Source organism: Streptomyces sp. NPDC004065, assembly GCF_044903565.1.
Taxonomy (GTDB): domain Bacteria; phylum Actinomycetota; class Actinomycetes; order Streptomycetales; family Streptomycetaceae; genus Streptomyces.
The window spans coordinates 172,659-191,390 of the sequence record NZ_JBJDQT010000009.1 but is presented as its reverse complement, the minus strand read 5'-3'; the positions used below and the strand labels follow the sequence as shown (position 1 = coordinate 191,390).

The following is an 18,732-nucleotide window of genomic DNA, read 5'->3' as shown; positions in this document are numbered from 1 at the left end:
CCGGACGCGGCCCGGACGCGGCCCCGGAGCCGCGGCGCCCCGCCCGTCCGGCCCGCTCACCGGTCAGGACGGGCAGCGAAGGGATCGGGAGCCGGGCAGGGCCCGGGTGATCCGGTCGCGTTCGGGGGCGATGGCCTCCTCCCCCGCGATCCAGACGTCGGGCGAGCCGGCCCGCCGGGGGATGCCGACCAGCAGCCGGTCGCCCGTGCCGAAGTCCAGCGGCTCCGCCATCGTGAAGGACACCTCCCCCTGCTCGTGCGCCGGCTTGTACGCCCGGGTCACCCGCAGGGTCACCCGGTCCCGGCCGGCGTCGCCCGGCACCGGGGCCACGCCCGTCACCTCGCCCTCGACGACCAGGCGGGCGCAGGCCAGGTAGCCGGGCGCGGCGAGCGGGGACCCCTCGGCGGCCCGGCCCGCACCGGCCTTGTCGGCGGAGCCCTCGGAGGCGGCTCCGCCGCCGTGCGCGGCCAGCCGGCCGAGGCCCAGGACGGCCGAGGCGACGACGGCCGCCGCGAGGGCGCCGAGGGAGAGGGCGCGGACGCCGGGGCGGCGGCCGCGGGACCGGCCGGGGCCCGTCTCCCGGCGCACGGGAGACGGGCGGGCGGCCGGCCGCGGCCGCGGGGGGCCCGCGAGGGCGTCCCCGAGGGCGTGCAGATGACTGCGGAGCACGGCGGCGTCCGCCCGGGCGGCCCGGTGGGCGGCCATGAAGGCGGGGTCCGCGCGGGCTTCGGGGGGCAGCGGGGCGTCCGTGAGCGCGGCCATCAGCGGGTCGAGGCCGTCCCCGGGGCGTCCGGGGCGTCCCCGGTATTCCGTGTGCCCGGGGGGCTCGGCGGGCTCGGCGGGCTCGGGGAGCTCGGGGAGCTCGGGGAGCTCGGGGAGCTCGTACTGCTCGTACTGCTCGTGCTCCTCGTAGCGCTTGTACTGCTGCTCGGAGTCTCCGGAGTGCTCGGCGGTCACGTCACACCACCTCGTCCTCGTGCAGCCGGTCGCGCAGCGCGCGGACCGCCGTGTGCAGCCTGCTCTTGACCGTGCCCTCCGGGACGCCGAGCTGCTCGGCGATCGCACGGACGGGCAGGTCGGCGTAGAAGCGCAGGACCAGGACCTGGCGCTGGGCGTCGGGCAGTTCGTCCAGGCCCCGCGCGACGGCGAGCCGGAGCACCCGCGTGTCCTCGCCGCCGGCCGTCTGCTCGGGCCGGCCCAGGACGGCCAGCCGCTCCCCCAGCCGGTCCTGGCGGCGGCGGGCGCGGTGCCAGTCCATGGCCAGGTTGGAGGCGACGACCGCGGCCCACGCCGAGACGTCGCGCGGCGCCCGCCGGCCGCTCGCGGCCCGCTCCAGCAGCCGCAGACGGACCTGCTGCACCCCGTCCATCAGGTCCGCCTGCGGCACCCCGCCGAGCGCGAGCACCGCCCGCACCCGCCGTTCCTGGTCCGCGTCCAGCGGATCGCCGCCGCCGTGGTCCGCCTCCCGGCCGCGGCGCGTCCTTCCGCGCAGCACCAGCCACCCCCCTCACCGCCTCCCCCCTACGACGCCGGACCCGGGCGGAACGTTCGCCGCCGGCGCGGGCTTTTCCCGGCGCCCCGGCGGAGGCGTACGTCACATCGCCGTGTGCGCCGGTCGCGGACGGGCAGGCACCGGGCGGCACGGCTTGCGGCCCGAGGGGCCCGGCGGGCGAATTCCTGCGGTCCGCCCCGGGTGCGCACCGCAGGGACCGCAACCGCCTCCGGGACGCCCGGCGTCCCACTCCGCGGGCACCGGGCGCAAAGAATTGGACACCCGGGCCGGGGTCGGCCGCATGATGGGAAGGGCCTCGGCCGGGCGCACACGCACGCACGGCACACGCACAGCACACGAAGAGGGAGTCACCGTGAGGGTCGGAATCGTCGGAGCCACCGGTCAGGTGGGCACGGTCATGCGCAGGATCCTCACCGAGCGCGACTTCCCCGTCACCGAGCTGCGCCTGTTCGCCTCGGCCCGCTCGGCGGGGACGGTCGTGGACGGGGTGACGGTGGAGGACGCGGCCACCGCCGACTACACCGGGCTGGACATCGTGCTGTTCTCGGCGGGCGGCGCCACCTCGAAGGCGCTGGCGGAGAAGGTCGCCGCGCAGGGCGCCGTGGTGATCGACAACTCCTCGGCCTGGCGCCGGGACCCGGACGTGCCGCTGGTGGTGTCCGAGGTGAACCCGCACGCGGTCGCGAGCCGCCCCAAGGGCATCATCGCCAACCCGAACTGCACCACGATGGCCGCGATGCCCGTGCTGAAGCCGCTGCACGAGGAGGCCGGACTGGAGGCGCTGGTCGTCGCCACCTACCAGGCGGTGTCCGGCTCGGGTCTCGCGGGCGTGGCCGAGCTGCACGGCCAGACCCAGAAGGTCGTCGCGGACGCCGACAAGCTCACCCACGACGGTGCGGCCGTGGACTTCCCCGAGCCCGCCGTCTACAAGCGCCCGATCGCCTTCAACGTGCTCCCCTTCGCCGGCAACCTCGTCGACGACGGCCTGTTCGAGACCGACGAGGAGCAGAAGCTGCGCAACGAGTCCCGCAAGATCCTGGAGATCCCGGACCTGAAGGTCTCCGGCACCTGTGTGCGCGTGCCCGTGTTCTCCGGCCACTCCCTCCAGGTCAACGCCCGTTTCGCGCGCCCGCTCGGCGTGGAGCGCGCCACCGAGCTGCTGGCCGGCGCCCCCGGTGTCGCCCTGTCCGACATCCCGACCCCGCTGCAGGCCGCCGGCCAGGACCCGTCCTTCGTCGGCCGCATCCGCCGCGACGAGACCGTGGACAACGGTCTGGCCCTGTTCATCTCCAACGACAACCTGCGCAAGGGCGCGGCCCTGAACGCGGTGCAGATCGCCGAGCTGGTGGCGGCGGAGCTGAGCGCCTAGTGCCGCGGCCGGACGGGGCGTGAGCGCCCGTCCGGGTACGTGTGGGAGCGGGCGGTCGCCGGGAGCCGGTGACCGCCCGTTCGCATCGGGCGCGACGTGGAAGGATGACCGCACCCACACATCACGAGGAGATGACCGCGTGCCTGGCACAAACCTGACTCGCGAAGAGGCACAGCAGCGGGCGAAGCTGCTCACCGTTGACTCGTACGAGATCGATCTCGACCTCTCCGGCGCGCAGGAGGGCGGCACCTACCGGTCCGTGACCACGGTGCGCTTCGACGTGGCTGAAGACAGTGCGGCGTCCTTCATCGACCTGGTGGCGCCGGCGGTCCACGAGGTGACCCTCAACGGGGACGCGCTGGACCCGGCCGAGGTCTTCCAGGACTCGCGGATCGCCCTGCCGGGGCTGCTGCGGGGCCCCAACGTCCTGCGGGTCGTCGCCGACTGCGCGTACACCAACACCGGCGAGGGCCTGCACCGCTTCGTCGACCCGGTCGACGACCAGGTGTACCTCTACACGCAGTTCGAGGTGCCCGACGCCCGCCGCGTCTTCGCCTCCTTCGAACAGCCCGACCTGAAGGCCACCTTCCGGTTCACCGTGCGGGCGCCCGAGGGCTGGACGGTCGTGTCCAACTCGCCGACGCCCGAGCCCCGGGACAACGTCTGGGCGTTTGAGCCGACGCCGCGCATCTCGACGTACGTCACCGCGCTGATCGCCGGCCCGTACCACAGCGTGCACAGCGTGTACGAGAAGGACGGGCAGTCCGTGCCGCTCGGCATCTACTGCCGGCCCTCGCTCGCCGAGTTCCTCGACTCGGACGCGATCTTCGAGGTGACCCGGCAGGGCTTCGACTGGTTCCAGGAGAAGTTCGACTACGCCTACCCCTTCGCCAAGTACGACCAGCTCTTCGTGCCGGAGTTCAACGCGGGCGCGATGGAGAACGCGGGCGCGGTGACCATCCGCGACCAGTACGTCTTCCGGTCCAAGGTGACCGACGCGGCGTACGAGATGCGGGCCGAGACGATCCTGCACGAGCTGGCCCACATGTGGTTCGGCGACCTGGTCACCATGGAGTGGTGGAACGACCTGTGGCTGAACGAGTCGTTCGCCACCTACACCTCCATCGCCTGCCAGGCGCACGCCCCCGGCTCGCGCTGGCCGCACTCGTGGACCACCTTCGCCAACTCCATGAAGACCTGGGCCTACCGGCAGGACCAGCTGCCGTCCACCCACCCGATCATGGCGGAGATCAACGACCTGGACGACGTGCTCGTCAACTTCGACGGCATCACCTACGCCAAGGGCGCCTCCGTGCTCAAGCAGCTGGTGGCGTACGTCGGCATGGACGAGTTCTTCCGGGGCGTGCAGGCGTACTTCAAGCGGCACGCCTACGGCAACACGCGCCTGAACGACCTGCTGGGCGCCCTGGAGGAGACCTCCGGACGGGACCTGAAGACCTGGTCGAAGAAGTGGCTGGAGACGGCCGGGATCAACATCCTGCGCCCCGAGATCGAGACCGACGCCGAGGGTGTGATCACCTCCTTCGCGGTCCGCCAGGAGGCCCCCGCGCTCCCGCCCGGCGCCAAGGGCGAGCCGGTGCTGCGCCCGCACCGCATCGCGATCGGCCTGTACGACCTGGACGAGGCGAGCGGCAAGCTGGTGCGCGGCGGGGACGGCCGGATCGAGCTGGACGTGGACGGCGAGCTGACCGCCGTACCGCAGCTCGTGGGCCGGCGCCGTCCGGCGGTGATCCTGCTCAACGACGACGACCTGACCTACGCCAAGGTCCGCCTGGACGAGCGGTCGCTGGCCTTCGTCACCGAGCACCTGGGCGACTTCGAGTCCTCGCTGCCGCGCGCCCTGTGCTGGGCGTCGGCCTGGGACATGACCCGGGACGCGGAGCTGGCCACCCGTGACTACCTGTCGCTGGTGCTGTCCGGCATCGGCAAGGAGTCCGACATCGGCGTGGTGCAGTCGCTGCAGCGCCAGGTGAAGCTGGCGATCGACCAGTACGCCGACCCCGCCGCACGCGACACCCTGCTCAGCCGCTGGACCGAGGCCACGCTGGCGCACCTGCGCACCGCCGAGCCGGGCAGCGACCACCAGCTGGCGTGGGCGCGCGCCTTCGCGGCCACGGCCCGCACACCGGAGCAGCTGGACCTGCTGAACGCCCTGCTGGAGGGTTCGCAGACGATCGACGGCCTGGTCGTGGACACGGAACTGCGCTGGGCGTTCGTGCAGCGGCTCGCGGCCGTGGGCCGGTACGACGAGGCGGAGATCGCGGGCGAGTACGAGCGGGACCGGACCGCGGCCGGTGAGCGGCACGCGGCCACCGCGCGCGCCGCCCGGCCCACCGCCGAGGCCAAGGCGGAGGCCTGGGCGTCGGTCGTCGACTCCGACAAGCTGCCCAACGCGGTGCAGGAGGCGGTGATCGCGGGCTTCGTCCAGACCGACCAGCGCGAGCTCCTCGCGCCGTACACCGAGCGGTACTTCGAGGTGGTCAAGGACATCTGGGAGTCCCGCTCCCACGAGATGGCCCAGCAGATCGCGGTCGGCCTGTACCCGGCGATCCAGGTGTCCGAGGACACGCTGCGCCGGACCGACGAGTGGCTGGCCTCCGCGGAGCCCAACGCCGCCCTGCGGCGCCTGGTCTCGGAGTCGCGCGCGGGCGTGGAGCGCGCCCTGAAGGCCCAGGCGGCGGACGCGGCGGCCGCGTAGGCACCGCACGCGGTCGGGGTGCCGTTACCCCGTCCGCACCGCCCGTCCCGCCCCGGGCCCGGCCACCCTTGCGGTGGCGGGGGCCGGGGCGGGCTGCTTGGGGGGGCGGGGCGGAGGCCGGGGTGGGCTGCTTGGGGGCGGCTCTGGGGCCGGGGCGGGAGGTCCCGGGGCGGGTCGCCGCCGGGTGCTGTGGCGCGCGTGCTACGGCGCGCGCGGCGGCCGTACGACGGCGGGTGCGCCGCCGGGGACGGCCGGCCCCGCGGCGGGCGTACCGGGCGCGGCCCGCCCGGCAGGACGAGCGCCGGGGACGGCCGACCCCGCAGGACTGGCGTCGTCGGGGACGGTCCGCTCCACCGGGGACGGGCGGGGTGTGAGTTGCCCGGCGACCGTGGCCCCGAACGCCAGGACCATGCCGAGCAGTTGGACCGGGCTCAGCGCCTGGCCGAGGGCGGCCCAGCCGATCACGGCGGCGGTGAGCGGGGAGAGCGGCCCGAGGAAGGTGACCTGGGCGGCGCCGAGCCGGCCGATGCCGCGGAACCACAGCCAGTAGGCGAGTGCCGTGTTGCCGAGGGCGAGATAGAGGTAGCCGCCGACGGCCCGGGCGTCCAGCGCGGGCGGCGGCCCCTCGGCCAGCAGGGCGAGCGGCGCGATCAGCAGCCCGCCCGAGGTGAGCTGCCAGCCGGTGAGCGCGAGCGGGCCCACCCCGGCCGGGCGGCCCCACCTCTTGGCCAGGACGGTGCCGGTGGACATCGAGGCGGTCGCGCCGAGGGCAGCGAGGACCCCCACGGCGTCCAGCGCCCCGGCCGCCCGCACGACGACGAGGCTGACGCCGAGCGCGGCCATGGCCCCGGTGACCAGCGCACGCGCCGTCGGCCGCTGTCCCAGCAGCAGCGCCGACAGGCCCACCACGAACAACGGGCCCGCCGAGCCGACCACCGCCGCCATGCCGCCCGGCAGCCGGTAGGCGGAGAGGAACAGCAGCGGGAAGAACGCGCCGATGTTCAGCGTGCCGAGCACCGCCGACCGCCACCACCAGGCGCCCCTGGGCAGGACGCGGACCAGGGCGAGCAGCAGCAGGCCGGTGGGCAGTGCCCGGATCAGGGCCGTCAGCAGCGGCCTGCCGGGCGGCAGGAACTCGGTGGTGACGGCGTAGGTCGTCCCCCAGGAGACGGGGGCGAGCGCGGTGAGGACGGTGAGGGACAGGGACGCGGTGGCTGCGGCGGGGCGGCGGTCGGCGGCCATGGAGGACCCTTCCGGGATGCGGGAGCAGTCGTGCCTTCCGGGCCTGGAAGGTCGACGCAAAGTAGCTTAGCGCTGATCTACTTTTCAGCAAGCTACTTTCTTGCCCGCGAGTGCACTCCGGCGGATACTCGGTCCATGAGCGCACGTCAGCAGGGGCACGGGGATGCCGTCGACGCGATCGTCGGCCAGTGGGCCGCGGTCCGGCCCGACCTGGACACCGCGGCCATGGAGGTCTTCGGGCGGATCTTCCGGCTCTCCCGGGCGATGGGCGACCGGATGGAGAAGGCGTACGCGCCGTTCGGGATCTCCCGCGGCGAGTTCGACGTGCTCGCCACCCTGCGCCGGTCCGGCGCCCCCTACACGCTGTCGCCCCGGCAGCTGTCCGCGACGCTGATGCTCACCACGGGCGGCATGACCGGCCGGCTGGACAAGCTGGAGCGTGCGGGGCTGCTGCGGCGCTCCCCCGACCCGCACGACCGCCGCGGCCTCCAGGTGACGCTGACCGAGAAGGGCCTGCGGCTCATCGACGAGGCGGTCGGCGCGGGGCTGGCCGTCCAGACGGAGGCCCTGTCCGCGCTGGACGCGGAGGAGGCCGGCCAACTGGCCGGCCTGCTCAGGAAGCTGCTGGGCGGAACTCCGGGCCCCTCGGTGTAGCGGGGCGGACGGGCGCTCAGCCCACGTGGGCGGCGAGCGCCGCCTCGACGTCGGCCGGGCCGGCCGAGTCCGCGGCCCAGGCGACGTAGCCGTCGGGGCGGACCAGCACGGTGGTCCGGCGACCGCTCGCCCACCGCTCGGTGGCCAGCCGGCCGGCCCGTCCCGGTCCCGCCTCGTACGGCTCCGGCGCGATGAGCACGAACCGGCCGCCGCGCAGCGCCTGGTAGAGGCGGCCGCCGCCGGCCAGGGCCACGTCCGGGACCCTGGTCCCGACGAGACGGTGGGAGCCGTGCGGGGCGGCGTACCGGTAGCCGATGCCGGTGATCCGGCCGGCCACGCGGCGGCGCACCGGGCCGCAGGCGCCGAGGACCGTGCCGAGCGCGGCCCGCAGGGCTCGGGTCCACGGGCGCCGGGCCATGGCGAGACGGATGATGCCGCCGCTGCTGCGCAGCACCGACCTGCCGACGGGGTGGCGTTCGGCGTGGTAGGTGTCGAGGAGCGAGTCCGGGGCGTGGCCGCCCATGACCTGGGCGAGCTTCCAGCTCAGGTTGGCCGCGTCCTGGAGGCCGGTGTTCATGCCCTGGCCGCCGGCCGGGCTGTGGACGTGGGCGGCGTCGCCGGCGAGGAGGACCCGGCCGACGCGGTAGGCGGGCGCCTGGCGCTCGTCGCTGTGGAAGCGGGACAGCCAGCGGGCGTCGTGCATGCCGAAGTCGCGGCCGAGGGCGAGCCGTGTGATCTCCCGGACCTCCTCCAGGTCCACGGGCGCGTCGTCGGAGACCTCGCGCCCGCGCCGCCAGCCGATCACACGGTGGTAGCCGTCGCCGAAGGGCGCGATGAAGGCGAAGGCGTCGGGGACGGCGTTGACGGTGAGCAGCGTTTCGGGCGGCTCGTCGAGCCGGACGTCCGCGAGGACGACGGAGCGGATCACCGAGTGCCCCGGGAACGGCAGCCCGACCGCCTCCCGCACCCGGCTGCGCATCCCGTCCGTGCCTACGACGTAGGCCGCGCGCAGCGACTCGGGCCGGCCGCCGGGCCCGCGCACCTCGAGCGTCACACCGTCCGGGTCCTGCGTCAGACCGGTCACCTCGGTCTCGTGGCGGAAGTCCACGCCGGCCTCGGCCGCGCGCCGCTCCAGGGCCTCCTCGACCTCGTACTGCGGGAGCACGAGGACGTGCCGGAACCGGGAGGGCAGGTCGGTGAGCCCGATGCCGAACCGGCCGAAGAACCGGAGGTGTTCGAGGGGACGCCCGGCCTTCTCCAGCCCGTCGGCGAGGCCGCGGGCGTCGAGCTGTTCGAGGGTGCGGGCGTGCAGGGCGAACGCGCGGGAGAGGTTGCTGATCCCGTGCGGCCGCTTCTCGACGAGGGTGACGGGGACGCCGGCGGCCGCGAGGTCACCGGCCAGGAGCAGACCGGTGGGGCCGGCGCCGACGACGATCACCCGGGACCGGTCGGGGGTGGCGGTGGGCGCGGCTGCGGAAGCGGGGGTTTCAGCGGTGCCGGACATGGTGGCCTCCTCGGAGCGGGAGCGGAGCGGAGCCGAATGCGCCTTGCGCTGTGCGCCTGTGCCGGTCAACGACTGTTGGTCACAAACTGTTGTTCAGCAACTGGGGGTCAACGACCGTTGGTCAACGGCCGGGGGCCAACAGTTGGTGGCCAACAGTTGGTGACCAACAGCGGGTGGTCAACAGGTGTTGGTCAACGCTTGTTGGCCAACGTACGTCGACCACCAACCGATGTCAACACTTGTTGGCCCACATACGTTGGCCTACGATCGTTGGCATGACGACACGCCCCACCTCCGGCACCGCCCCCCGCCGCTCCGACGCCACCCGCGCGGCGATCCTCACCGCGGCCCGCCGCCGTTTCGCGGCCGACGGGTACGAGCGGGCCACCATTCGCGCGATCGCCAAGGACGCGGCCATCGACCCGTCGATGGTGATGCGCTACTACGGCAACAAGGAGAGCCTCTTCGCGGCGGCCGTCACCCTCGATCTGCGGTTGCCGGACGTGGCCGCGCTGCCGCGGGAGCAGGTCGGGTGGGCGCTGGTGGCGCACTTCCTCGACCTGTGGGAGGAGAACGGGGAGCTCACGGCGATCCTGCGGGTGGGCGTGACCAACGCCGCCGGGGCGGAGCGGTTGCAGACGGTGTTCCGGGAGCAGTTGCTGCCCGTCGCGCGGGCGGTGTGCCCGGACCCCGAGCAGGTGCCCGCCCGGGCCGCGCTGTGCGCCGCGCAGTTGCTGGGGCTGGCGCTCACCCGCTATGTGCTGCGGATCCCGGCGGCCGTCGCCCTGGCGCGCGAGGAGGCGCTGGCCTGGCTGGCGCCCACGGTGCAGCGCTATCTGACCGCGCCCAACCCCTGAGAAACGCCGGGGCGGTGCGGTCGCGGCGGGGGTCCGGGGCGCGGTTGGGGCGGGGCGGGCGGGCGGGGGGCCCGGGGCGGGGGGGGGGGCCGGCCGGGGGGGGGGGGGGGGGGGCGGGGGGGGGGGGGCCGGCGCCCTCGGCGCGCGGAACGGCGTGGGCCCGGGTCAGGCCTTGACGTCGACGTTGCGGCTGGTGCCCGGCTTGTGGGACTTGTCCAGCACCATCACCAGGCCGGCGATGACCAGGAACAGCAGGATCGGCAGACCGACGAAGAGGCCCAGCGTCTGGACGACGCTCAGGCCAGGGCCGGGGTCGTCACCGTCGTCGCGGGTCACCGCGAGCGCGGGGGACGACATGAGCAGCATCATCAGCGTCGTACCGGCCGCCAGGGTGCCGGCGCGCAGGGCGTTCTTCTTGTCCACGGTGCCCAACGTAGCGAACGCCGGAACGGGCCGCGCGCCCGGGGTGCCGTATGAGGCCCCGCGGGGGCGTGCGGCCCTCTACTCCTCGCCGCCCGCCCCCGCCCGCTCCTCGCCGCCCGCATCGGCCCTCTCCTCGTCGCCCGTGCCCGCCCGCAGGACCTCCGTCAGCGCGTGCAGCCGGGGTGAGGCGGCGAGTTCCTCCAGCGTCACCGGCCGGCCCTCGGCGTCGGCGAGCGGCAGGCGCCAGTTGGGGTACTGGTCCCAGGTGCCGGGGAGGTTCTGCGGGCGCCGGTCGCCCACGGCGTCCGGGAGCCACAGGCCGACCATGCGGGCCGGGGTGCGCACCAGGAAGCGGTGCACCGCCTGGATCTCCGCCTCCTCGGCGGACGCGCCGACGCCCCCGCTCGTGCCCTGCAGCAGACCCAGCTCCGTCAGCAGCGCCAGCCACTCGCTCGTGTCCGCGGCGGCCTCGGCGCGTTCCTCCTCCAGCGGGCGGGTGAGCAGGCCGAGGCGGTGACGGAGCTCGACGTGCTCCCCGGTGAGACGGGCCGCGGTGGGCGGCAGGTCGTGGGTGGTGGCGGTGGCCAGACAGTCGGCGCGCCAGCGTTCGGGGGGCAGGGGCCGGCCGTCGCCCTCCCAGTCCCGCTCGAACCACAGCACCGACGTGCCGAGCACCCCGCGCCGGTCCAGGGTCTCGCGCACCCCCGGCTCCACCGTCCCCAGGTCCTCGCCGATCACCACCGAGCCCGCCCGCGAGGCCTCCAGGACCAGGACGGCGAGCATGGCCTCGGCGTCGTAGCGGACGTAGGTGCCCTCCGTGGGCGGCCGGCCCTGCGGCACCCACCACAACCGGAACAGGCCCATGACGTGGTCGATGCGCAGGGCGCCCGCGTAGCGGAACAGGGCGCGCAGCAGCCGGCGGAAGGGCTCGTAGGCGGAGGCGGCCAGACGGTCGGGGCGCCACGGCGGCAGGCCCCAGTCCTGGCCGCGGGCGTTGAAGGCGTCCGGCGGGGCGCCCACCGACATGCCGGCCGCGAAGTGGTCCTGCTGGGCCCAGGCGTCGGCGCCGTCCGGGTGCACACCGACCGCGAGGTCGTGCACGACGCCGACCGGCATGCCGGCCTCGCGGGCGGCGCGCTGGGCGCCGGTGAGCTGGGCGTCGGTGAGCCAGGCGAGCCGGGAGTGGAAGTCGACACGGTCCATCAGCTCGGCCCGGGCGCGGGCGGTCCCGGCCGAGCGCGGGTCCCGCAGGCCCTCGGGCCACCGCCGCCAGTGCGGGCCGTGCACCTCGGCCAGGGCGCACCAGGTGGCATGGTCCTCCAGCGCCTGGCCCTGCTCGGCGAGGAAGTCGGCGTAGGCGGCGCGGCGGCCGGGGCCGAGCGGCACCCGGCGCACGAGTTCCAGCGCCTGCCGCTTCAGTTCCCACACCGCGTCCCGGTCGATCAGCGCGCCCTCGCCGAGCACGCCGGCGCGCAGCCGCGCCGCGCGCTCCAGCAGCGGCCGCAGGCGTTCGCGGTCCTCGGTGTAGGCGAACTCGGGGACGTCCTCCACCCGCAGGTGCACCGGGTCGGGGAAGCGACGGGAGGAGGGCCGGTAGGGGGAGGGGTCGGTGGGCGCGCCGGGTACGGCCGCGTGCAGCGGGTTGACCTGGACGAATCCGGCGCCCAGCGCACGCCCGGCCCAGGCGCACAGCTCGGCCAGGTCGCCCAGGTCGCCCATGCCCCAGGAGCGGTGCGAGAGCAGGGAGTACAGCTGGACCAGGAGGCCGTACGAGCGTCCGGTGGCGGGGCGCGGCAGCCGGGGCGGGGCGACGATCACATGCGCCTGCCCGGTGCGGCCGTCGGGGGCGGTGGCGGTCAGCCGGTGGACCCCGGGCGGCAGGCGGTCCGCGTCCGCGCGGGTCTCGCCCTGCTCGGTCAGCACCCGCAGCACGGTGCCGGGGGGCAGGCCGGCGAGGGCGGCCGGCGGCTCCTCGCCGCGCCAGTGCACGACCGTGGGCGGGAGCAGCCGTTCGGCCAGCTCGCGCTCGCGGGCGGCGCGGGCCGCGCGGGCGGCGGCGGGTGTGCCCGCGTCGACGCCGAGCGCGGCCAGGACGGCGACGACCGCGGCGGCGGAGGCCGCGACGGTACGGCCCGGGGAGGGGCTGTAGGAGGTGGCGACGCCGTACAGGGCGGCGAGGCGGGTCAGGTCCTCACCGAGGACCTCCTCGGCGGGACGGCCCGCGGGATCGGCGGGCCGGGCGGCGGGATCGGCAGGCCCTCCCTCGGGCCCGGCAGGGTCTCCGCTCGGCTCAGCAGGCTCTCCGAGCGCTCCGGCGGAGTCACCGGCCGGGTCTCCGGTGGGCTCTCCGGTGGAGTCACCGGCGGGGTCTCCGGTCGGGTCTCCGGTGGGGGGCTCGTCCGGCCGAGGAGCCGTCATCTACGCCTCCGCGCGGCCGGGGCCGTCTCCGGCCGGCTCGGTGTCCCACTCGCCGCCGCGTTCGCCGGTCCACTCGCTGGTCAGGGGCGCGCTCTCGGCCAGGGGCGGCTCACTGGTCAGCGGTTCGGCGTCGGGCAGCGGCGGCTCGCTGGTCAGCGGGGCGCCGGTGGCGGCGCCCTCCGGGCCGAACACCAGGGGCCGGGACTCGGCCTGCGGCGCGTGGTCCGCGGGCGGCCGGGAGGCGGCGGCCGGAGCCGCCACGCGTTTGGAGCGCGCCGCGGGATCCGCCGACGCGCCGGCCCCGGCGGGCGGTACGCGGCCCGCCCCGCCGGCGGGTTCCGTACCGGGCCGGGCCAGGTCGCCGAGGGCGCGGTCGGACAGCGCCGTGCCGGACAGGGCCGAGAGCAGAAGGTGTGCCGGTGCGGCCACGGGGGCCTCCTTGTCGAGTGCGGCATGAGCGGATTACCGCAGCCCTACCCAGTGCACGCGACGGCAGACGTACGAGAGCGGACCACGTGCTCCTGGTCACATTCCGCCCTCTCCAGGGTGGGGCAAACATGGCACAGCGGCCACTCTCGTTGACACCCGTCCCGCCGAATGGTGGGCTCGGGAACGCCTCGACCACCGCCGTGGGAAGCCGAGCGACGAAGGAGGGGGCCGTGCGGATTCGGCACGGAAAGGGGGCTGCCGCCCTCGCGTTCGCGGTCGTCGCCGGGACACTGGCGGGCGCCCCGGCCGCCGCGGCGGCGCCGCACGCGCCCGGCACCCCGGCCACCGGCCCCGGGCAGCCCGACACCGCCTCACCCGCCGTGGCCGTGTGGCCCCGCCCGCAGTCGCTGCGGACGTCCGGCGGCACGGTGGCGGTGACCGGCGACGTCGCCCTGGTCACCGACGCCTCGGCGGACCCGTACGCCCTCGACGCGCTGCGCGCCCTGCTGCGCGGGGCCGGGGCGCACACGATCACGGAACTCGCCGAGGGCGACCCGGTGCCGGCCGGGCTGCTGGTGGTGCGGGCGCGCACCGAACCGGCACACGCCGACCCGCGCCAGGCGCTGCCCTCGGGCGGCTATGTGCTGACCGTCGACCGCGGCGGCGGCCTCGGCGCCGGCGCGGTGACCCTGTCCGGGACCGGTGAGGACGGCCTGTTCCACGCGGTGCAGACGCTGCGGCAGCTCCTGCGGCCGGACGGGACCATTCCCGGTGTCACCGTGCGGGACTGGCCCGGCACCGCCGTGCGCGGCACCAGCGAGGGCTTCTACGGCACCCCGTGGACCCAGGAACAGCGGCTCGGGCAGCTGGACTTCATGGGCCGGACCAAGCAGAACCGGTATCTGTACGCCCCCGGCGACGACCTCTACCGGCAGGACCGCTGGCGCGAGCCCTACCCGGCCGCGCAGCGTGCGGCCTTCCGCGAGCTGGCCGAGCGGGCGCGCCGCAACCACGTCACGCTCGCCTGGGCGGTGGCGCCGGGCCAGTCGCTCTGCTTCGCCTCGGACGCGGACGTGCGGGCGCTGACCCGCAAGCTGGACGCGATGTGGGCGCTGGGTTTCCGCGCCTTCCAGCTGCAGTTCCAGGACGTCAGCTACAGCGAGTGGCACTGCGGCGCGGACCGCGACCGGTTCGGCTCCGGGCCCGAGGCCGCGGCGCGGGCCCAGGCCCGGGTGGCCAACGCCGTGGCACGGCACCTGGCGGAACGTCACCCCGGTTCCGCTGCGCTGACGTTGATGCCGACGGAGTACTACGAGGACGGCGCCACGCCCTACCGGCGGACGCTCGCGGCCGCGCTGGACCAGTCGGCCGACGTGGCCTGGACCGGTGTGGGGGTGGTGCCGCGCACCATCACGGGCGCCGAACTGGCCGGTGCCCGGGAGGCGTTCGGGCACGCGCTGGTGACCATGGACAACTACCCGGTGAACGACTACGCCGAGGACCGGGTCTTCCTCGGCCCCTACACGGGCCGCGAGCCGGCCGTGGCGAGCGGCTCGGCCGCGCTGCTCGCCAACGCGATGGAGCAGGCGGTGGCCTCCCGGATCCCGCTGTTCACCGCCGCGGACTACGCCTGGAACCCGCGCGACTACCGTCCCGAGGAGTCCTGGCGGGCCGCGATCGCCGACCTGGCGGGCGGCGACGCGCGGCGTGAGGAGGCGCTCGCGGCGCTCGCCGGGAACGACGCCTCCTCGGTCCTCGGCGGCACCGAGTCGGCGTATCTGCGGCCGCTGATCGCGGCCCTGTGGCAGGCGCGCACCACCACGGACCCGGCCGCGAACGACACCGCCGAGCGGCGGCTGCGCGACGCCTTCGCGGTGCTGCGCGAGCTGCCGTCACGGCTGGCGGGCGACCGCCTGCTGGCGGCGGAGGTCGCCCCGTGGTCGGCGCAGGCGGCCCGGTACGGCGAGGCGGGCACCGCCGCGCTGGACATGCTGCGGGCCCAGCGCGCCGGCGACGCGGCGGGCGCCTGGAGCGCGTACCGCACGCTCGGCCGGCTGCGCACGGAGGTGAGGGCCGCCGGGGTGACCGTCGGCCGGGGCGTGCTGGACCCCTTCCTGGACCGGGCGGGGCAGGCGTTCGAGGCGTGGGCGGGCCTGACCCGCGAGCCGGCCGCCGGCCCGGGCGGCGGCACGGACGGGCGCACCCTGCGCCTGCCGCACGCCCGCGCCCTGACCGCCGTGACGGTCCTGACGGACCCGGGGACAGACGGGGACGTCGAGGTGCACGTCCCCGGGCAGGGCTGGCGCGGTCTCGGCACGCTGGCGCGGTCCGGGGCGACCGAGCTCGGGGCCGCGCGTCTCGCGCCGGCCGGCGGCGCGCCCGGCCGCCCCGGTGCCGGCGGCCGGGTGCCCTGGCCGCCGGTCTCCGGTACGTGGACCCGTCCGCCCGCCGTCACCGGCGCCGCGCCGTCCGCGCCCGGCCCCCTCGTCGACGCGGTCCGCGTGACCGGGCCCGCCTCCTCCCGCGTGCGGCATCTGGTCCCGTGGTTCGCGGACACGGCGGACGTGGACTTCCGGCTGCCGCGTGCCTCGGCCGACGCGGAGACCGGCGGCACCGAGCGGCTGACCGCCCGGCTGGCGTCGCTGCGGCCGGCCGACGTCACCGGCAAGGTCACGGCCGAGGCTCCCGAGGGCGTCGAGGTCCGCGTGCCCTCCGCCCCCGTGACCGTGCCCCGCGGCACCACGGTGGACGTGCCCGTCGAGGTGAGCGTCCCGCCGGGGGCGCCGTCCCGGCCGTACGAGATCCGCCTCTCCTTCGGCGGGGTGACCCGCACACTGACCGTCCGCGCCTTCCCGCCCACCGCCGGACCGGACCTGGCCCGCACCGGGACGGCGAGTTCGTCGGGCGACGAGACGCCCGACTTCCCGGCCTCGGCCGCGAACGACGGCGATCCCGGCACGCGCTGGTCCTCGCCCGTCGACGACGGCGCCTGGTGGCAGGTGGCGCTGGCCCGCCCGGCCCGGATCGGCCGGGTCGTCCTGCACTGGCAGGACGCCCACCCCTCCGCCTACCGCGTGCAGGTGTCGGCGGACGGCCGCCGCTGGCGCACCGCCGCCACGGTGCGCGACAGCGGGGGCGGGCGCGAGACGGTGCGCATGGACGAGCGCGACGTGCGGTTCGTACGGGTGCAGGGCGAGAAACGGGCCACCCGGTACGGCTACTCGCTGTGGTCGGTGGAGACGTACGCGGTCGCACGGTGACGCGCGCCGGAGGACGTCGCACGTAGTCGCTCGGTGACCGCGCGCCGGAGGACGTCGCACGCGGCAGCCCGGTGACCGCGCACGCCGGAGGACGTCGTACGCCGGCGCGCGGTCACGGCGTGCGACGGCGGACGTCCGGCGGCGACGTCCGGCGACGCGCGCCCGCCGTCCGGCCGGCCTGCGGGATCGCCGCCCCGGCCCGCCCCGCCCGCGAACGGGCGCGGCGGACACGACGGCCGGACGGCCGGACGGACGGACCGGCGGACCGGCGGACCGGGCCGTGCGAAGGCCCGGACGTCAGGCGGAGATGCCGTCGATCCGGGCCATGGCGTCGTCCGCGCCGAACGGCTGCAGATAGGGCAGCCAGCGCGGGTCCCTGTGCCCGGTGCCGATGATGCGCCAGGCCAGTCCGGTGGGCGGGGCCGGTTTGTGGCGCAGCCGCCAGCCCAGTTCGACGAGGTGGCGGTCGGCCTTGACGTGGTTGCAGCGGCGGCAGGAGGCCACCACGTTGTCCCAGACGTGCTTGCCCCCGCGCGAGCGCGGGATGACGTGGTCGACGCTGGTTGCGACGCCACCGCAGTACATGCACCGGCCCCCGTCGCGCGCGAACAGCGCCCGCCGGGTCAGTGGAACGGGCCCCCGGTAGGGAACCCGCACGAATCGCTTGAGCCGGACCACGCTGGGTGCGGGGACTGTGACGGTCGCGCTGTGCAGATGGGCGCCGGACTCCTCGAGGCAGACTGCCTTGTTCTCCAGGACGAGGACGAGCGCGCGGCGGAGCGGTACGACGCCGAGCGGCTCGTACGACGCGTTGAGGACCAGGACATGCGGCACGGATGCCTCCTTGGGCGTCGGCGGCGCGTGGCTCGCGCCGGGACGATCTGCAGTCAGTCTCCCCTCATGCCTGGTGAACGCGCCACCATGTCCCGGTAACGGGCTGGGAGTGTTTTCGACCACACCGGATTCATCCCCAGGATCACGACCGGTCCACACGGCCTGTTCACAGGCGGGTGCGCACCTCCTCACCACCGGACCTCCTCCACAGTTCGCGGCAACCCGCACACCGTGCCCCGTTAGTGTGGTGGTTCCGCCCGTCCGGTGACCTCTTCGTGACCGGAACGACATTGACCACCGCACCGGAGGGCGGACGCATCTGGAGGTACCTGCCGTGTCCTTGCCCGCCGTCCTACTGGCCGCCGGTCCGTCGCCGTCGCCGTCTCCCTCGGGGTCGCCGACCGTCACGGTCCCCACGCTCCAGGACGCCCAGCAGAGCGCGAACCAGGCCGCGAGCTGGGTCGAGCAGAACTGGTCGACCTGGCTGGCGATCGGCCTGCGGGTCCTGCTGATCCTGGTGATCGCGGGTGTGCTCAGAGTGGTGGTGCGGCGCGCGATCACCAAGCTCATCGACCGCATGACCCGTACCGTGCAGGCGGTGGACGGCAGCGCGCTGGGCGGGCTGCTGGTGAACGCCGAGCGCCGGCGGCAGCGGGCGGCGGCGATCGGGTCCGTGCTGCGCTCGGTGGCGAGCTTCGTGATCCTGGGCACGGCGGCGCTGATGGTGCTGTCCACCTTCGAGATCAACCTGGCCCCGCTGCTGGCCTCGGCCGGCGTCGCCGGTGTGGCGATCGGTTTCGGCGCCCGCAACCTGGTCACCGACTTCCTCTCCGGCGTCTTCATGATCCTGGAGGACCAGTACGGCGTCGGCGACACCATCGACGCGGGCGTGGCCTCCGGCGAGGTGATCGAGGTCGGGCTGCGGGTGACCAAGCTGCGCGGGGACAACGGGGAGATCTGGTACGTCCGCAACGGCGAGGTCAAGCGGATCGGCAACCTGTCCCAGGGCTGGGCGACCGCCAACGTGGACGTGACCGTCAAGGCGGGCGAGGACCTGGACCGGCTGAAGGCCACCCTCGACGAGGTCGCCGAGAAGATGAGCAAGGAGGAGCCCTGGAACGAGCTCCTGTGGAGCCCGGTCGAGGTGCTCGGCCTGGACAGCGTGCTGATCGACTCCATGGTGGTGCGGGTCTCGGCCCGGACCATGCCGGGCAAGTCCACGACCGTGGAGCGCGAGCTGCGCTGGCGCATCAAGCGCGCCTTCGACGCGGCCGACATCCGCATCGTGGGCGGTGCCACGGCCCCGGCGGAAGAGGACCCGGCGCCGGACCCGACGGCGGCGGTCGCGGCCCCCTCGGCGTTCGCGAACTCCGCGTCCCCGCAGGCCGAGGCGGCCTCCCCGATCGCCGCGCAGCGGCCGGCGCCCAAGTAGCCCGGACCGGTCCCGGCAGCCACCGGTCCCGGCAGCCCCCGGCGCGCCCCCGAGGTAACGGATGTGTTGCCTCGGGGG

At 75.5% G+C, this 18,732-nt stretch carries 14 protein-coding genes; 6 read left to right on the top strand and 8 right to left on the bottom strand.

Annotated elements, in window-relative coordinates:
* Positions 1–63 precede the first annotated feature (63 nt).
* Both ACI2LW_RS13320 and ACI2LW_RS13315 read right to left on the bottom strand, forming a co-directional pair.
* A complete protein-coding gene (locus ACI2LW_RS13320; RefSeq protein WP_404731304.1) occupies positions 64–957 on the bottom strand; it encodes a hypothetical protein in 894 nt (297 codons plus the stop codon).
* Between the two features lies 1 nt (position 958).
* Positions 959–1,495 (bottom strand): sigma-70 family RNA polymerase sigma factor, encoded by a 537-nt coding sequence (locus ACI2LW_RS13315; protein WP_404731303.1) that lies wholly within the window; start codon positions 1,493–1,495, stop codon positions 959–961.
* Positions 1,496–1,865: 370 nt separating this feature from the next.
* Here ACI2LW_RS13315 and ACI2LW_RS13310 point away from each other — a divergent pair, with 370 nt between their 5' ends.
* Together ACI2LW_RS13310 and pepN are read left to right on the top strand one after the other, a co-directional pair.
* Positions 1,866–2,882 (top strand): aspartate-semialdehyde dehydrogenase, encoded by a 1,017-nt coding sequence (locus ACI2LW_RS13310; RefSeq protein ID WP_404731302.1) that lies wholly within the window; start codon positions 1,866–1,868, stop codon positions 2,880–2,882.
* A gap of 139 nt (positions 2,883–3,021) precedes the next feature.
* Positions 3,022–5,601, top strand: coding sequence for an aminopeptidase N (pepN, locus tag ACI2LW_RS13305; RefSeq protein ID WP_404731301.1), 2,580 nt, complete (start codon positions 3,022–3,024; stop codon positions 5,599–5,601).
* Between the two features lie 201 nt (positions 5,602–5,802).
* Here the strand turns inward: pepN and ACI2LW_RS13300 are convergent, their stop codons facing one another.
* The gene (locus ACI2LW_RS13300) at positions 5,803–6,843 is read right to left on the bottom strand and encodes an EamA family transporter (RefSeq protein WP_404731300.1); all 1,041 of its coding nucleotides are present in this window, start codon (positions 6,841–6,843) and stop codon (positions 5,803–5,805) included.
* A gap of 135 nt (positions 6,844–6,978) precedes the next feature.
* Here ACI2LW_RS13300 and ACI2LW_RS13295 point away from each other — a divergent pair, with 135 nt between their 5' ends.
* The gene (locus ACI2LW_RS13295; RefSeq protein WP_404731299.1) at positions 6,979–7,497 is read left to right on the top strand and encodes a MarR family winged helix-turn-helix transcriptional regulator; all 519 of its coding nucleotides are present in this window, start codon (positions 6,979–6,981) and stop codon (positions 7,495–7,497) included.
* Positions 7,498–7,513: 16 nt separating this feature from the next.
* Here ACI2LW_RS13295 and ACI2LW_RS13290 read toward each other — a convergent pair whose 3' ends face one another.
* Positions 7,514–9,070 carry an FAD-dependent monooxygenase gene (locus ACI2LW_RS13290; protein WP_404731298.1) on the bottom strand — a complete coding sequence of 519 codons (1,557 nt, stop codon included), beginning with the start codon at positions 9,068–9,070 and terminating at the stop codon, positions 7,514–7,516.
* A 206-nt stretch (positions 9,071–9,276) separates the two neighbouring features.
* Here ACI2LW_RS13290 and ACI2LW_RS13285 point away from each other — a divergent pair, with 206 nt between their 5' ends.
* Entirely contained in the window at positions 9,277–9,858 is a 582-nt protein-coding gene (locus tag ACI2LW_RS13285; protein ID WP_404731297.1) for a TetR family transcriptional regulator, read from the top strand.
* Between the two features lie 165 nt (positions 9,859–10,023).
* On the opposite strand, the gene ACI2LW_RS13280 is transcribed toward ACI2LW_RS13285, so the two are convergent.
* The 3 genes from ACI2LW_RS13280 to ACI2LW_RS13270 all read right to left on the bottom strand — a co-directional run bounded on the left by ACI2LW_RS13280 (position 10,024) and on the right by ACI2LW_RS13270 (position 12,960).
* The gene (locus ACI2LW_RS13280; RefSeq protein ID WP_404731296.1) at positions 10,024–10,281 is read right to left on the bottom strand and encodes a hypothetical protein; all 258 of its coding nucleotides are present in this window, start codon (positions 10,279–10,281) and stop codon (positions 10,024–10,026) included.
* 78 nt (positions 10,282–10,359) lie between these two features.
* Positions 10,360–12,699 (bottom strand): 4-alpha-glucanotransferase, encoded by a 2,340-nt coding sequence (malQ, locus tag ACI2LW_RS13275; protein ID WP_404731295.1) that lies wholly within the window; start codon positions 12,697–12,699, stop codon positions 10,360–10,362.
* Positions 12,700–12,960: a hypothetical protein gene (locus ACI2LW_RS13270; RefSeq protein ID WP_404731328.1), complete on the bottom strand. Its 261-nt coding sequence runs from the start codon at positions 12,958–12,960 to the stop codon at positions 12,700–12,702.
* A gap of 398 nt (positions 12,961–13,358) precedes the next feature.
* On the opposite strand from ACI2LW_RS13270, the gene ACI2LW_RS13265 reads away from it, so the two are divergent.
* Positions 13,359–16,388 (top strand): beta-N-acetylglucosaminidase domain-containing protein, encoded by a 3,030-nt coding sequence (locus tag ACI2LW_RS13265; protein WP_404731294.1) that lies wholly within the window; start codon positions 13,359–13,361, stop codon positions 16,386–16,388.
* Between the two features lie 297 nt (positions 16,389–16,685).
* Here ACI2LW_RS13265 and ACI2LW_RS13260 read toward each other — a convergent pair whose 3' ends face one another.
* Entirely contained in the window at positions 16,686–17,222 is a 537-nt protein-coding gene (locus ACI2LW_RS13260; RefSeq protein ID WP_190178506.1) for an HNH endonuclease, read from the bottom strand.
* Positions 17,223–17,556: 334 nt separating this feature from the next.
* Between ACI2LW_RS13260 and ACI2LW_RS13255 the strand changes: the two genes are divergently transcribed.
* Positions 17,557–18,654: a mechanosensitive ion channel family protein gene (locus tag ACI2LW_RS13255; RefSeq protein WP_404731293.1), complete on the top strand. Its 1,098-nt coding sequence runs from the start codon at positions 17,557–17,559 to the stop codon at positions 18,652–18,654.
* The last annotated feature ends 78 nt before the right edge of the window (positions 18,655–18,732 follow it).